Source organism: uncultured Sphingomonas sp. (genome assembly GCF_913774285.1).
In the GTDB taxonomy this organism is placed as follows: Bacteria; Pseudomonadota; Alphaproteobacteria; order Sphingomonadales; family Sphingomonadaceae; genus Sphingomonas.
In genome coordinates this window covers 58005-72975 of the sequence record NZ_CAJYHX010000017.1, presented here as the reverse complement: position 1 = coordinate 72975, position 14971 = coordinate 58005, and the positions used below count along the sequence as shown (strand labels likewise).

Below are 14971 nucleotides of genomic sequence, written 5' to 3'. Positions count from 1 at the left end.
ACGCCCTAGATCGGCGCCAAACATCTGAGAGGAACCTGCATGTCCGCCGACCCCATCGTCATCCTGTCCTACGCCCGCACGCCGATGGGGAGCTTCCAGGGCAGCCTCGCCGAAGCTTCCGCCACCGATCTCGGCGCTACCGCGGTCGGCGCCGCGGTGGAGCGCGCCGGGCTCAAGGGCGACGCGATCGAGCGCATCTATATGGGCTGCGTGCTCCCTGCCGGGCTCGGCCAGGCCCCTGCCCGCCAGGCGGCGCTCAAGGCCGGGCTGCCGCAGCACATCGAGGCGACGACGATCAACAAGATGTGCGGATCGGGCATGCAGGCGACCATCATGGCGGCCGAGGCGCTCGCGGCCCGCTCGGTCGACCTGCTGATCGCCGGCGGCATGGAGAGCATGACCAACGCGCCCTATCTGTCGATGCGCCATCGCGGCGGCGCGCGGATCGGGCATGACGTGCTCAAGGACCATATGTTCCTCGACGGGCTGGAGGACGCCTATGAGCCCGGCCGCCTGATGGGCAGCTTCGCAGAGGAAACCGCCAAGGAATATCAGTTCACCCGCGAGGCGCAGGACGCCTTCGCCATCGCCAGCCTCGAACGCGCCAAGGCGGCGCAGACCAGCGGCGCGTTCGATCGCGAGATCGTTCCCGTCGAGCTGCAGGGCCGCAAGGGCGTGGTGATGGTGGGGCTCGACGAGCAGCCGACCAAGGCCGATCCGGCCAAGATCCCGACGCTCAAGCCAGCTTTCGCCACGGACGGCACGATCACCGCGGCCAATGCCTCGTCGATCTCGGACGGCGCGGCGGCGCTGGTGCTGGCCCGCGCCTCGGTGGCCGAGAAGCTGGGGCTGACGCCGATCGCCCGGATTGTCTCTCACGCCGCCCATGCCCATGCGCCCGCACGCTTCACCACCGCACCGGTGTTCGCGATGCGGAAGGCGTTGGAAAAGGCAGGCTGGGAGACCGGCGACGTCGACCTGTTCGAAGTCAACGAAGCCTTCGCCTGCGTGACGATGATCGCAATGCAGGAACTCGGCCTCGCCCATGATGCGGTGAACATTCACGGCGGCGCCTGTGCACTCGGCCACCCGATCGGCGCGAGCGGCGCTCGGGTTCTGGCGACCCTGCTCTCGGCGCTGGAGACCAAGGGCCAGAAGCGCGGCCTTGCCTCGCTGTGTATCGGCGGCGGCGAAGCGACCGCGGTCGCGGTGGAACTGATGGATTAATGCAATTTTTCTAGCCCCTCCTCCTTGGAGGAGGGGTTGGGGGTGAAGGGATTCCAGAACGCGTGTTGGTCTCGGTGAGACTATGCCCCACCCCAACCCCGCATCAGGTGAGCAGCGCCCCGCACTGTTCAGGCGCCGCCGGGGGCAGCGCCGACCTGATGCGCATGAAGGAGAGGGGCTAAGCGTGCGGAATCACCGCACTGTCTCGCCCGGCTCGGTCCCCCAGACCCGCGCCTGCTCGACATAGCCGGCACGGCCGCCTGCATCGAACCAGCACCATCCGCCGCTGCACGCGCTGATCTTGCCGACCACGCCCGGCGCCGCGCGCCAGCTGATGTGCGAATCGCCCGAGGGGCTGCTGTGCAGCTCGGCGATGCCACCCGCGACGATGGCGGTTCGCTTGTCGTCGAGCAGATTGGCCTGCATCCAGCCCTCCGCGCCATCGGGATCGCGCACCTTCACCCAGGCACCATAGCTGGCGAGCACCTTCACCGGCAGCCCGCGCCGCTGGTAGAACCAGTTGGTGGGATAGTTGCGCCCCGGCCCGGTGCGCATCCGCGCCTTGCTCGCCTTGAGCGAGGCATAATAAGGCGGCTTGCGCTCCGCATGCGCGGGGGTGGCCAGGGCGACGAGCGCCAGGGCTGCGATACCGATCGAGAAACGCCGCTGCTGCATGCCGCGTCTATCGACCAGCCGGCCCCGCGCTTCAACCGTTGACTGTATCCGCGCCACCGGCCAATCCTTTGCCATGGCCGATCCCAAGCGACCGTCCCGCCCCCGGGTGATCCTCACCCGCGCGCTGCCGCAAGCCAGCGAGACGCGGATGGCGGCGCTGTTCGACTCGGTCCCCAATCCCGACGACACGCCCATGGACACCGCCATGCTCGCCGCCGCAATGGCTGACGCGGACGTGCTGGTCCCCACGGTCACCGACCGCATCACCGCCGACCTGCTCGCCACCGCGCCCGACCGACTGCGGCTGATCGCGAACTATGGCGCAGGCGTCGGCCATATCGACCTCAAGGCGGCGCGCGCACGCGGCATCATCGTCACCAATACGCCGGGCGTGCTGACCGACGACACCGCCGACATGACGATGGCGCTGATCCTCGCGGTGCCGCGTCGGCTGGTCGAGGGTGACAAGCTGGTCCGCTCGGGCGCCTGGCGCGGCTGGAGCCCGACCAGCATGCGCGGCCACCGGATCGGCGGGCGCAAGCTCGGCATCCTCGGCATGGGCCGGATCGGGCAGGCCGTCGCCCAGCGCGCGCGCGCCTTCGGGCTGCAGATCCATTATCACGGGCGGCACCGTGTTCACGAGGTGCTCGAGCACCAGCTCGGCGCCACCTATCACGACGATCTCGATGCGATGCTTGAAGCGATCGACATCCTGACGATCCATACCCCGCACACCGCCACCACCAACGGGCTGATCGACGCGCGGCGGCTCGACCTGCTCGGCCCGGGCGCCTGGCTGGTCAACACCGCGCGGGGCGAGATCGTCGATCCGGAAGCGCTCGTGACGGCGCTCCAGGAACGCCGCATCGCCGGGGCAGGACTCGACGTCTATGTCGATGAGCCGAGGGTCGATCCGCGCCTGATGGCGCTGGAGAATGTCGTGCTGCTGCCGCACCTCGGCTCGGCGACGTTCGAGGCGCGCGAGGCGATGGGGATGAAGGTCATCGCCAATATCCGCAGCTGGGCCGACGGACACCGCCCGCCGGACCAGGTGTTCGAGGGATGGTTGTAGACTAAACTTAGCCCCTCCCCTTCAGGGGAGGGGTTTGGGGTGGGGCAGTGTCTCGATAGAGACCAACAAGCGTTCTGGAATCCCTCCACCCCAACCCGTCCTCCAAGGAGGAGGGGCTTAGAAGCGCGTCCCTCAATCCCCGGTCAGGATCCGGTCGACCAGCTGCTTCACCGTCGGCACGAACCCGTTCGAATAGAAGGGATCGCGCTTGAAGTTGTACGCGGCGTGGCCGGCGAACATCAGGTTCTGATCGGTATCGCCGCCATGGGCGATGTCCTGCAGCGTCTTCTGGATGCAGAAGCTGCGCGGATCGGCCAGGCGGCCGGTCGAGTTGGTCTCGGTATCCGCCCAGGAAGAGAACTGGCACTGGCTGAGGCAGCCCATGCAGTCGGCCTGGTCCTTGCGGATGATCTGCTGGTCCTCGGGCGTCACGAACACCAGCGTGTTGTCCGGCGTCTTCAGCGCGCTGGTGAAGCCCAGGCCATGCCATTCGCGCGCGCGCAGCAGATCGTTGCGCGTCACCCAGAAATTCTTGCCCTTCACGCCGACGTCGAGCTGGAAGGTGTGATCCCCCGCCGCCTCGGTCGAATAGGGAATCTGGCGCTCCGAGCGCGCTTCGAGATGGCGCAGGAACGGATTGCGGACGGCGCTCGAATAGAAGCCGGTCGGGGAGAAGCGGTGCAGCAGCACGTCGCCTTCCTCGATCTCCATCAGCTTGGCCTTCCAACCATCGGGGATCGGGCTTTCCTTGGTCAGCAGCGGACGCGTGCCGAACTGGAAGGCGATCGCGCCCAGCTCGGGATTGTCGATCCAGTCGTTCCAGTCGCGCAGATACCAGACGCCGCCGGCCATCACGATCGGCACGCTGTCCGGCAGCCCGCCTTCGCGCATCACCTCGCGCAGCGCCTTGACGCGCGGATAGGGATCCTGCGGGGCGCGCGGGTCCTCGGCATTCGACAGGCCGTTATGCCCGCCGGCGAGCCAGGGATCCTCATAGACCACCGCAGCCAGCCATTCCTGCGCCTTGGAATAGGCCCGCTTCCACAGCGCGCGGAAGGCGCGGCCCGAGCTGACGATCGGCAGATAGCTCACCTCGTGGTGCGCGGCGATCTCGCTGAGCTTGTAGGGCATGCCTGCACCGCAGGTGACGCCCGCCACCATGCCCTTGGTCCGCTCCAGCACGCCCTGGAGGACGCGCTGTGCGCCGCCCATTTCCCAGAGCACGTTGATATTGATCGCGCCCTTGCCGCCGGCGATCTCGAAGGCGCGCTTGACCTGCTGGACGGCGCCTTCGATCGCGTACTGGATCAGCTCTTCATGGCGCTCGCGGCGCGTGAGGGCACGGTAGATCTGCGGGATGATCTTGCCATCCGCGTCATAGCTGTCGGCGTTGACCGCGCTGACCGTGCCGATGCCGCCGGCGGCCGCCCAGGCCCCCGCGCTCGCATGGTTGGTCGCTGCGACGCCCTTCCCGCCCTCGACAAGCGGCCAGACTTCCCGGCCGTTATAGCTGATGGGCGAAAGACCCTTGAACACATTGCCTCCACAAAAATTGCCGCGCGACGCTAGCCGGATTGGCTGCGACAAGCGAGTAACAAATCAACGCCGCCCGGTCTCGACCCAGCCTTAGCCGAGCGCGCCCGCCCGTCCCATCGCCTGGGCATAGAGCCGCGCATAGGCCGAAACCATCTCGGCCTCGTCATACAACGCCGCAACCCGCAGCCGGTTCGCCTCGCCCAGCCGCTTCCGTTCGTCCGGATGCTGCGCCAGGATGTCGAGCCGATCCCGCAACGACACTTCGGTGCGGTCCGCCGAAAGATACGTGTGATTGGGTTCGGACACCATTGCCGCAATATCCCCTACCTGCGGCGCGACGATCGGCAGCCCCGCCGCCATCGCCTCCAGTACCGACACGGGCGCCTGCTCGCTCTTCGAGGAGAGCGCGAAGATGTCGAACAGCCCCAGATAGCGATGCGGATTGGCGATGAAGCCGGGCAGGAACACCTGGTCCTCGATCGCCATCGCCTCGGCCTGGTCGAGGATTGCCTGGCGCTCGGGCCCCTCGCCCAGGATCACCAGTTTGAAGCGCGAGGACATGCCCGCCGCGGCACGGACCAGCATCGGCAGGTCCTTCACCGGCCGCAGCCCGGCGAGACAGCCGATGAACACCTCGCCCTTGCGGCGCTTCTCCAGCATCGGCAGCAGCGAAGGATCAAGCTGACCGGTGTAGCGCGCGGTCGGCACGCCATTGGCGATGCGGACCAACCGCTCGGCCGGCTGCTTCCAGAATTTGGTGGCGACCTGCTCAAGCTTCTCCGAAGGCACGACCAGCGCATTGGCGGCGGGCAGCGCCATTCGGCGATACATGTTCCGGACGGTGCTCAGCTTCTCCGCCTCGTCGGCATTAAACCCGTCCTCGTGGTGGATGATCGGCGGCAGGCCCTTGCCGAACACCCGCGCCGCCATCACCCCGTCGATCGCGCCCCAGTTGTAGGTGAGCACCAGATCGAAACGGCGCATAAAGCGCGCGATCTGCTCGTAGCGCTTGACCGAGGGCTTGCCGCTGAGCGGCGGCGGGTCGAGCGCGACCTCGTATTTGATGTGCTTGTCGATCGCCTCGCGGGCGCCGAGCTGGTCGGGCATCGCCGAGACGATGGTGTGCCGCGCGCGATCGCCGAATGCGTTCATCAGCTGCACCGCCCGCGCTTCCTTGCCGCCGAGCGCGAAGGTCGAATGAAGATGGAGGATGTGGATCGACATGGGGGCCGGGGTGTAGCGGGCGATTGCGGCGGCGTCATCCGTTAGGATGCGAGGGTGCGATACCACGGCACTGGCTGGCCCTTGCCCGCCCGCCCCGCTAGAGCCGGCGCCATGCAGCGCCAGACCCGCCGATGAGCGACACCGCCCCGCCCGCCCCGCGTAACGGCGGCTGGATCATCGCGGCGTGCATGTGCGCCTCCAGCCTCGCCTTTCTCGACGGATCGGTGACCAATGTCGCGTTGCCGACGATCGGCAGGACGCTCGCCGCAGATCCCGCCACCTTGCCCTGGATCATCAACGCCTATCTGCTGCCGCTTTCAGCCCTCCTGCTGTTCGGGGGTGCTACCGGCGACTACTTCGGTCGCCGCCGGATGCTGATCCTGGGCGTGGCGATCTTCGCGCTGGCCTCGCTCGGCTGCGCGCTTTCGAAGGGCACCGATCTGCTCCTCGCCTCGCGGGCGCTGCAGGGGATCGGCGCGGCGATCCTGATGCCCAACAGCCTCGGCCTGCTCGGCAGCAGCTTCCACGGCGAGGCACGCGGGCGCGCGATCGGCACCTGGGCCTCAGCCGGCGCGATCGCCTCTGCGGTCGGCCCGCCGCTCGGCGGCTGGCTGGTCGACGCGGTCGGCTGGCGCGCGATCTTCTACCTCAACCTGCCCGTAGCCGCCGCGGCGATCGCTATCGCCTGGCGCTTCGTCCCCGAGAGCCCGCGCGGCAAGGGCGGGCTCGACTGGCTGGGCGCGGCGCTCGCCACCGCCGGGCTGGGCAGTCTGACCTGGGCGCTCACCCTCTGGTCGAGCAGCCATGCGGTCTCCACGCAATCGACCATCGGCCTGCTCGGCGGCGTGGCGCTGCTGGCCGGGTTCGTGCTCCACCAGCATCGGCTGGGCGAGCGCGCGATGATGCCGCTGGCGCTGTTCGGGTCGCTGCCCTTTGTCGGCCTCACCGTGCTGACGCTGCTGCTCTATGGCGCGCTCGGCGGGCTGATCCTGCTGCTGCCCTATCTGCTGATCGTCGGCGGCGGCTATCCGCCCGCACAGGCAGGGCTGGCGCTGCTCCCCTTCTCGATCGTGATCGGCGTCTCCTCGCGCTTCGCCGGGCGGCTGGCGGCGCGGATCGGCGGGCGCTGGCCGCTTTCGATCGGGCCGATCGTGACCGGCCTCGGCTTCTGGCTGCTCTCCGGCGCGGACCCGCAGGCGAGCTACTGGACGAGCATCCTGCCGGGCATGCTGGTGCTGTCGCTGGGCATGGCCGGCGCGGTGGCGCCGCTGACCACGGCGGTGCTTGCCTCGGTCGACGATCGCTTCACGGGGACGGCCTCGGGCTTCAACAGCGCGATCGCGCGGACCGGCGGGCTGGTCGCGACCGCGCTGGCCGGCGCGGTGCTGTCGCAGACCGGCGCGGCGCTGGTCGGCGGGTTCCATGTCGCGGCGCTGGTGTGCGCGGCGCTGGCGGTGGCGGCAGGCGTGACCGCGTTCCTGACGCTGAAGGATTGAGCCGCCGCTCCCCTCTAGCGGTCATCCCGGCGAAAGCCGGGATCCATTTGGGTCTCCGTACCGGCTTCTGCAGCGGCGGAGTGGCGAATGGATCCCGGCTTCCGCCGGGATGACGGTGGAAAGGCCATCAACCGCCCCTCCCGCTACACCCACGGGATGTCCCCCATTGCCCGTGCCGGAGCCCCGCCCCATCCTCTCCGCGAGACCATCGCCGGAGGAACCCCATGCGCCCACACCGCGAACAGCATCTCGTCGCCCGGATCGGCTGGCTGCGCGCCGCCGTGCTGGGGGCGAATGACGGCATCGTCTCCACCGCAAGCCTGATCCTGGGGGTCGCCGCCTCGGGCGCCGAGCGGCCGGCGCTGCTCGTCGCGGGCGTGGCGGGGCTGGTCGCGGGGGCGATGTCGATGGCGGCGGGCGAGTATGTCTCGGTCAGCTCGCAATCCGATACCGAACGCGCCGACCTCGCCCGCGAGCGGCTGGAACTCGCCACCACGCCCGAGGCCGAGCTGACCGAGCTGGCCGCCATCTATGTCGGCCGCGGCGTCGATCCCGCGACGGCCAAGGCGGCGGCCGAGCAGATGATGGCGCATGATGCGCTGGAGGCCCATGCCCGCGACGAGCTGCACATCACCGAAATGACCACCGCGCGGCCGGTGGTCGCCGCGCTCACCTCGGCGGCGACCTTCACGGCGGGCGCGGCGCTGCCGCTGCTGCTCGCCGCGCTGCTGCCGATGCGCTGGATGGCGGCGGGCGAAGCGGCGGGATCAATCCTGTTCCTCGCCCTGCTCGGCGCGCTGGGCGCGATCACCGGCGGGGCCAAGCCGCTCAAGCCGGTGGTGCGGGTGGTGTTCTGGGGCGCGCTGGCGATGGCGCTGACCGCCGGGATTGGGCGGCTTGTGGGGACGAGCGTTTGAATTAAAATGCCAATCAGACGATTAACTAGTACTTATACCCGGCCTTTATGGCCGAAACCAGATGATTTATGTCATAAAGAAGACGATCGGCAGATATCCCTAACTTAGATAGTTCATTCATTACATCAATTTTCAGGCCACTCGGCACTAAAAATATTTGATCATGCCGAAAATTCATTGGGTCAGAGGCAGCGTGAAGCGTAAGGATACTATCTTGCGCCGTCGACCTAACATTTCGGCCAACGCCGTTGATAGCAAAAGGCTTTTTCCGTTCGCCAAACGGACTTATCAACAACGTGTTGTAGGCAATATCAAACTGATCAAGATCGCTAATCCAGACGCACCCATCATGACCGATATGTTCATATCCCTCACAAGCGAAAAATAGGGCAATAAGCGGACTAGTAGTCCAGTCTAGCAGCGGAGTCGCTAAGCCATAGTGCTGAGCCATGACGAGCCACTCGACATCGTCCTGAGGCAAAGGCGATGCAAATCGGGCGGCGCGCCACTTCCAATCATCCAATCGCGCAGTATTCGTGACACCTTTGGAAGCATCACGATATCCCGACGGGATGACGGTCCACTCCTTCCTCGCCTGCCCGCGGTATATGGCACCCGATTTTCCATATATGGCGAGCTGATCCATGAAGTCTCGGATCACATCCCAGCCACTCAGCCTCTCCACGATAAAACCCCTCTTTAGGCATGCAGAATCGAGGTCAACCCAATCTGCACTACGGCTTTGAGTAATACTTCCGCCCGACTAAGCGCCCTTATCAATACCCCTCCGGCGCCAGATCGCTGAACTTGGTGAACTGCCGGTCGAAGCGCATATGCACCGAGCCCGTAGCACCATGGCGCTGCTTGGCGATGATCACCGTCGCCTTGTTGGCCACTTCCAGCTGGCGCGCCTGCCATTCCTCATAGGCCATGCGCTCCTCGGCGGTTTCGGTGCCGTCGGGGATCTTCGTGGGCGCCTTGAAATCGTGATAATATTCGTCGCGATACACGAACAGCACGATGTCGGCGTCCTGCTCGATCGAGCCGGATTCGCGAAGGTCGGAGAGCTGCGGGCGCTTGTCCTCGCGGCTTTCCACTGCGCGGCTCAGCTGGGAGAGCGCCAGCACCGGGACATGGAGTTCCTTGGCCAGCGTCTTGAGGCCGCGCGAAATCTCCGAGATTTCCTGCACGCGCCCATCGCCCGAGGCCTTGGCCGATCCGGTGAGCAGCTGGAGATAGTCGACGATCACCATGCCGATCTTGTGCTGGCGCTTGAGCCGCCGCGCGCGGGTGCGCAGCGCCGCGATGGTGAGGCCGGGCGTGTCGTCGATATAGAGCGGCAGCCGCTCCAGATCGCCCGCGGCGCGCGCGAACTTCTGGAACTCGGCATTGCTCAGCTGGCCGGTACGCAGCTTTTCCGAGACGACCTCGGCCTGCTCGGACAGGATACGCATCGCCAGCTGGTCGGCCGACATTTCGAGGCTGAAGAACGCCACCGGCGCGCCGATCGACTTCTCCTCGGCGATGCCCGCGTCGAGATCGTCCATCCAGCGCTTGGCGGCATTGAACGCGATGTTGGTCGCGAGCGAGGTCTTGCCCATGCCCGGGCGGCCGGCGAGGATCAGCAGGTCCGATCGGTTGAAACCGCCGGTCGAGGCGTTGAGGTCGCTGAGGCCGGTGGTGATGCCCGAGATGCCGCCGCCCGAGTTCATCGCCTTCTCGGCCTGCTTGACCGCGAGCGTCGCGGCGCGGGTGAAGGACTTCACGCCGGCTTCCGAATCGCCCTGCTCGGCGACCTGGTAGAGGCGGAGTTCGGCCTGCTCGATCTGCTTGGAGGGGTTGATGTCCTGGCTGGTGTCGAGCGCGCCCTCCACCATGCCGCGGCCCACATCGACCAGCGCGCGGAGCTGGGCGAGATCGTAGATCTGGTCGGCGAACGAGCGCGCGCCGATCAGGCTGGCCGGGTTGCCGGTCAACTGGGCGAGATAGGCCGGGCCGCCCAGCTCCTTCATCGCCGGATCGTTGGCGAACAGCGGGCGCAGCGTCACCGGGGTGGCGAGGCGGTTGTCGCCGACCAGATGCGCGATCTGCTCATAGATGCGGCCGTGCAGCGGCTCGAAGAAATGCTCGGGTCGAATCTTCTGGAGGACGTCTTCCGCGACTCGGTTGTCGATCATCATCGCGCCGAGCAGCGCTGCTTCCGCCTCGACATTCTGGGGGAGGCTGAGGCCCTCTTGGGGCTCCTGGGTGGGGAAAGGGATCGGCTGTGCCATGCCGCCTCATCCTCCAATGCGGCGGCGACGGCAACCGCATGGCTTGTGGAAAACGGGGAATGCTTCCAAAGCTGCGGCCTATGGCCGATCCGCGGATCATCGACGTGACCCTCGACGAGCGCACCATCCTGTGGCGCTCGGCGGATATCGAGCAGGAACGCCGGATCGCGATCTACGATCTGCTCGAGGACAATCACTTCGCCCCCCAGCGCGAACAGGCCGACGGCTATGCCGGGCCGTACAAGCTGCACCTCAGCGTCGAGGAAGGTCGGCTGGCGCTCGCGATCCGGCGGGCGGACGATACGCCGCTGGAGACGATCGTGCTCGGCCTCGCCCGCTTCCGCCGGCCGATCCGCGACTATTTCGCGATCTGCGACAGCTATTACCAGGCGATCCGCAACGCGACGCCCGCGCAGATCGAGACGGTCGACATGGCCCGGCGCGGCATCCACAACGACAGCGCCGAGCTGCTCCGCACCGCGCTGGAGGGCAAGATCGACGTCGATTTCGATACTGCGCGGCGGCTGTTCACGCTGATCTGCGTGCTCCACATCAAGGGATGAATTTCATGACGACCGACACCAGCGCGCTGATCGCAGCCGCCCGCATTGCCGCGCGCAACGCACACGCGCCCTATTCCAACTTCGGCGTGGGTGCCGCGGTGCTGCTGACCGACGGCACGGTGGTGACCGGCGCGAACTTCGAGAATGCCAGCTACGGCCTGTCGCTCTGCGCCGAGACGGTGGCGCTGGCGACGGTCTCGGCGCAGGGGCGCCTCCGCGACGTGGCGGAGATCGCGGTGATCGGCGGCCCGATCGGCGCGGACGGGGTGCCCACCGGAACCGCGCCGGTCAGCCCCTGCGGCCGCTGCCGCCAGGTGATCAACGAGGCCGCGCAGCTCGGCAAGCGCGACCTGCCCGTCCATTGCGGCGCGGCCGAGGGCGATGCGGTGGCGAGCTACCGGCTGTCCGAGCTGCTGCCCCAGGCCTTCGGACCGGGGGATCTGGGGATCAGCTGAGTCGCTCGTTTCACCGCCGACTTGCCAGCGTCATCTTCCGCGCTTAGCGATGGAAGATGACTCAAGCCTCCGATATCGTCGCCGACCTGGATCGGCTCTATCGCGCCTCGGTCGAACGACTGCAGCAGGCGCTCAACCGCTACATCACCGACGGCACCACGCCCGATCCCGAGACGCGGACCGACGGCAGCTTCGCCTATCCGGAGCTCCGCGTCACCTATCGCGGCGGGGTCAACAAGCCGATCCCGCGCCGCTCGTTCGGCCGGCTGGTCGAGGCGGGCGACTACCGCATCTCGGTGACGCGCCCGGCGATGTTCGCCGAGTACCTGACCGAGCAGCTCACCTTCCTAATCGAGGATTATGACGTCGAGGTGCACGCCGTCACCGGGCGACAGGAAATCCCCTTCCCCTATGTGCTTGATCCCAACACGATCCTGAGCCTCGACGACATCTCGGCGACGGAGCTGGGCCGCCACTTCCCAGCGACCGAGCTGTCGCATATCGGCGACGAGATCGCCGACGGCATCTGGATCAGCCAGGACGAGACCCGGCCGCTGGCGCTGTTCGATGCGCTGCGCACCGATTTCTCGCTGGCACGGCTCAAGCATTACACCGGCACGCCGGTCGAGCATTTCCAGCAATATATCCTGTTCACCAACTATCACCGCTATGTCGACGAGTTCGTCCGCTGGGCCTGCGCCCAGCTGGGCCCCAACAGCCGCTTCACCGGCGTGTCGGGCGCGGGCGGAATCGTGATCGAGGATGCGGCGGACGCCGACCGGCTGGTCAGCGACGGCGCGTGGCGGCGGCACCAGATGCCCGCCTACCACCTGATGGCCGAGGGCGGCACGGGCATCACGCTGGTCAATATCGGCGTCGGCCCGTCCAACGCGAAGACGATCACCGATCACCTCGCGGTGATCCGCCCCGAGGCGTGGCTGATGATCGGCCATTGCGGCGGCCTGCGCCCCAGCCAGCGGATCGGCGACTATGTCCTCGCCCATGCCTATCTGCGCGACGACCACATCATGGACGACGTGCTGCCGCCGGAGATCCCCATCCCCGCTATCGCCGAAGTCCAGCAGGCGCTGGCGCGGGCGGCCGAGACGGTCTCGGGCCAGTCGGGCGACGAGCTCAAGCAGCGGCTTCGCACCGGCACGATCGTCACCACCGACGACCGCAACTGGGAGCTGCGCTATTCGCAGTCGGCGCTGCGCTTCTCGCTGAGCCGGGCGGTGGGCGTCGACATGGAGTCGGCGACGCTGGCGGCGCAGGGCTATCGCTTCCGCGTGCCCTATGGGACGCTGCTCTGCGTTTCCGACAAGCCGCTCCACGGCGAACTCAAGCTGCCGGGCCAGGCCAACCGCTTCTACGAGCGCGCGATCGCCGAGCATCTCAAGATCGGCATCGAGGCCTGCGAGGAACTGCGCCGCGAAGGCGCCAAGCTCCACAGCCGCAAGCTGCGCGCGTTCAACGAACCGCCGTTCCGTTGACGCCAGAGAGGTGCCCCGGTTTCGGCCGGGGCACCCTCGATCAGAACACCGTTTCGAGCAGCACCACGCTGGGATCGCCCTCGACTTCGCGCGCGACGAAGCCCATTTCGCGCTCCAACTCGATCGCGAGGTGGTTCTCGCGGCTCTCGATCGACTGGAGCCGCTTCACGCCGCGGGCCTTGGCCTCGGCGCTGATGTAGTTGAGCAGGCTCCAGCCCACCCCCTGCCCCTTGCGATCCGCGCGGATCGAGATCGCGACCTCGGCGGTCTCCAGCGCATCGTCGCAGGCGAGCATGCCCGAGCCGACCAGCTCGCCCTCTGCGGTGAACGCCAGATAGCTCTCGGTCTTGTGGTGATCGACCTCGATCAGCGCCTTGGCCTGGTGCGGCTGGAGCTGCGGGGCCGCGGTGAAGAAGCGGAAGCGACGATCCTCGTTCGAGACGTGATCGAAAAAGTCCTTGAGCAGCGCCTCGTCGTCGGGACGCACGGTGCGCACGTCGATGATGAGCCCGGAGCGGGTCGGCAGCTGGACAGGCTCTTCGGTGGTCGCGGTCATGACGAAATCTCCCGGTGTTGCTGGCCTGCCCGTACCATGGCGGGCCGAATCGGCCATCCGTAAACGCCCCATGGCTGGCAATTTCCGCGAAAAGGCCTATGTGCGCCAACGATCATGGCAACGCGACTCCCCGAAGCCCCCAAGGTGGGCATGGTGTCGCTCGGCTGTCCCAAGAATCTGGTCGACTCCGAGCGTATCCTCACGAAGCTCCGTTCGGACGGCTATGCGCTGTCGCCGGACTATGCCGGCGCGGACGTCGTGCTGGTGAATACCTGCGGCTTCCTGGACAGCGCCAAGGAAGAGTCGCTCGAGGCGATCGGCGAGGCGATTGCCGAGAATGGCCGCGTGATCGTCACCGGCTGCATGGGCAAGGAAGCCGAAGTCATCCGCGCCCGCTTCCCCAATGTGCTCGCGGTCACCGGCGCGCATCAATATGAGGAAGTCGTCGGCGCGGTGCATGACGCGGCGCCGATGCCGCCCTCGCCTTTCGTCAACCTGGTGCCGGACAGCGGGCTGAAGCTCACGCCGCGCCATTACAGCTATCTGAAGATCTCGGAAGGCTGCAACCATCGCTGCAGCTTCTGCATCATCCCGTCGCTGCGCGGCGATCTCGTCAGCCGCCGACCCGATGCGATCCTGCGCGAGGCGGAGAAGCTGGTCGCCGCCGGCACAAAGGAACTGCTGGTCATCAGCCAGGACACCTCGGCCTATGGCATCGACATCCGCAAGGAGCCGCGTGCGTGGAAGGGCCGCGAGGTCGTGCCCCACATGACCGACCTCGCCCGCGAGCTCGGCCAGATCGCGCCCTGGGTGCGGTTGCACTATGTCTACCCCTACCCCCATGTGGATCAGGTGATCCCGTTGATGGCGGAGGGGCTGGTGCTCCCCTATCTCGACATCCCGTTCCAGCATGCGGCGCCCAATGTGCTGCGCGCGATGAAGCGCCCGGCCAACGAAGCCAAGGTGCTCGAGCGGTTGCGCGGCTGGCGCGAGATCTGTCCGGACATCGCGATCCGCTCGACCTTCGTCGTCGGCTTCCCCGGCGAGACCGAAGAAGACTTCCAGTATCTTCTCGACTGGCTCGACGAAGCCCAGCTCGACCGCGTCGGCGCGTTCCGCTTCGAGCCTGTCGAGGGCGCCTCGGCCAACGACCTGCCCGGCGCGGTGCCGGAAGAGGTCAAGGAAGAGCGCTACGCCCGGATCATGGAGAAGACCGCCGCGATCAGCGCCGCCAAGCTCCAGGCGAAGATCGGCCGCCAGCTCGAAGTCATCATCGACGCGGTCGACGAGGATGGCGGCGCCACCGGCCGCAGCCAGGCCGATGCGCCGGAGATCGACGGCGAAGTGTTCCTGCGCGACTCCGGCCATCTGGAACAGGGCGACATCGTGAAGGTCCTCATCGAGGACGCGGACGAACACGACCTGTACGGCGTGCCGATGGGCTGATCGTCGTTGGCAGGGTGCGCGGGCGGCGCTAAGCCTTT

14 protein-coding genes are annotated in these 14971 nt (G+C 67.1%); 8 read left to right on the top strand and 6 right to left on the bottom strand.

The features are described 5' to 3' along the window. The first annotated feature begins 39 nt into the window (after positions 1–39). Positions 40–1227, top strand: a complete 1188-nt coding sequence (locus QZ670_RS07415; protein ID WP_294253555.1) for an acetyl-CoA C-acyltransferase — start codon at positions 40–42, stop codon at positions 1225–1227. A 192-nt stretch (positions 1228–1419) separates the two neighbouring features. Here QZ670_RS07415 and QZ670_RS07410 read toward each other — a convergent pair whose 3' ends face one another. Continuing rightward, positions 1420–1902 (bottom strand): SH3 domain-containing protein, encoded by a 483-nt coding sequence (locus QZ670_RS07410; RefSeq protein WP_294253553.1) that lies wholly within the window; start codon positions 1900–1902, stop codon positions 1420–1422. 73 nt (positions 1903–1975) lie between these two features. On the opposite strand from QZ670_RS07410, the gene QZ670_RS07405 reads away from it, so the two are divergent. Continuing rightward, positions 1976–2974 (top strand): D-glycerate dehydrogenase, encoded by a 999-nt coding sequence (locus QZ670_RS07405; protein WP_294253551.1) that lies wholly within the window; start codon positions 1976–1978, stop codon positions 2972–2974. A gap of 132 nt (positions 2975–3106) precedes the next feature. On the opposite strand, the gene QZ670_RS07400 is transcribed toward QZ670_RS07405, so the two are convergent. Continuing rightward, entirely contained in the window at positions 3107–4510 is a 1404-nt protein-coding gene (locus QZ670_RS07400; RefSeq protein WP_294253549.1) for a nitronate monooxygenase, read from the bottom strand. Between the two features lie 90 nt (positions 4511–4600). Further along, positions 4601–5734 (bottom strand): glycosyltransferase, encoded by a 1134-nt coding sequence (locus QZ670_RS07395; RefSeq protein ID WP_294253547.1) that lies wholly within the window; start codon positions 5732–5734, stop codon positions 4601–4603. Positions 5735–5865: 131 nt separating this feature from the next. Between QZ670_RS07395 and QZ670_RS07390 the strand changes: the two genes are divergently transcribed. Then, complete coding sequence (locus QZ670_RS07390; RefSeq protein WP_294253544.1) at positions 5866–7230, top strand: MFS transporter; 1365 nt, start codon at positions 5866–5868, stop codon at positions 7228–7230. 224 nt (positions 7231–7454) lie between these two features. Beyond that, positions 7455–8147, top strand: a complete 693-nt coding sequence (locus tag QZ670_RS07385; RefSeq protein WP_294253541.1) for a VIT family protein — start codon at positions 7455–7457, stop codon at positions 8145–8147. A 25-nt stretch (positions 8148–8172) separates the two neighbouring features. Here the strand turns inward: QZ670_RS07385 and QZ670_RS07380 are convergent, their stop codons facing one another. Together QZ670_RS07380 and QZ670_RS07375 are read right to left on the bottom strand one after the other, a co-directional pair. Then, positions 8173–8793, bottom strand: coding sequence for an FRG domain-containing protein (locus QZ670_RS07380; RefSeq protein ID WP_294253538.1), 621 nt, complete (start codon positions 8791–8793; stop codon positions 8173–8175). A 130-nt stretch (positions 8794–8923) separates the two neighbouring features. Then, complete coding sequence (locus tag QZ670_RS07375; protein ID WP_294253535.1) at positions 8924–10420, bottom strand: replicative DNA helicase; 1497 nt, start codon at positions 10418–10420, stop codon at positions 8924–8926. Positions 10421–10500: 80 nt separating this feature from the next. On the opposite strand from QZ670_RS07375, the gene QZ670_RS07370 reads away from it, so the two are divergent. From QZ670_RS07370 to QZ670_RS07360, 3 genes are read left to right on the top strand one after another with little or no spacing between them, the layout of a single operon-like run. Further along, the gene (locus tag QZ670_RS07370) at positions 10501–10983 is read left to right on the top strand and encodes a UPF0262 family protein (protein WP_294253532.1); all 483 of its coding nucleotides are present in this window, start codon (positions 10501–10503) and stop codon (positions 10981–10983) included. 5 nt (positions 10984–10988) lie between these two features. Beyond that, on the top strand, positions 10989–11438 hold the full coding sequence (locus QZ670_RS07365) for a cytidine deaminase (RefSeq protein WP_294253529.1): 450 nt from the start codon (positions 10989–10991) through the stop codon (positions 11436–11438). A gap of 56 nt (positions 11439–11494) precedes the next feature. Further along, positions 11495–12931 carry an AMP nucleosidase gene (locus QZ670_RS07360; RefSeq protein ID WP_294253526.1) on the top strand — a complete coding sequence of 479 codons (1437 nt, stop codon included), beginning with the start codon at positions 11495–11497 and terminating at the stop codon, positions 12929–12931. 40 nt (positions 12932–12971) lie between these two features. On the opposite strand, the gene QZ670_RS07355 is transcribed toward QZ670_RS07360, so the two are convergent. Continuing rightward, positions 12972–13487, bottom strand: coding sequence for a GNAT family N-acetyltransferase (locus QZ670_RS07355; protein ID WP_294253523.1), 516 nt, complete (start codon positions 13485–13487; stop codon positions 12972–12974). Positions 13488–13601: 114 nt separating this feature from the next. Here QZ670_RS07355 and rimO point away from each other — a divergent pair, with 114 nt between their 5' ends. After that, a complete protein-coding gene (rimO, locus tag QZ670_RS07350; RefSeq protein WP_294253520.1) occupies positions 13602–14933 on the top strand; it encodes a 30S ribosomal protein S12 methylthiotransferase RimO in 1332 nt (443 codons plus the stop codon). The last annotated feature ends 38 nt before the right edge of the window (positions 14934–14971 follow it).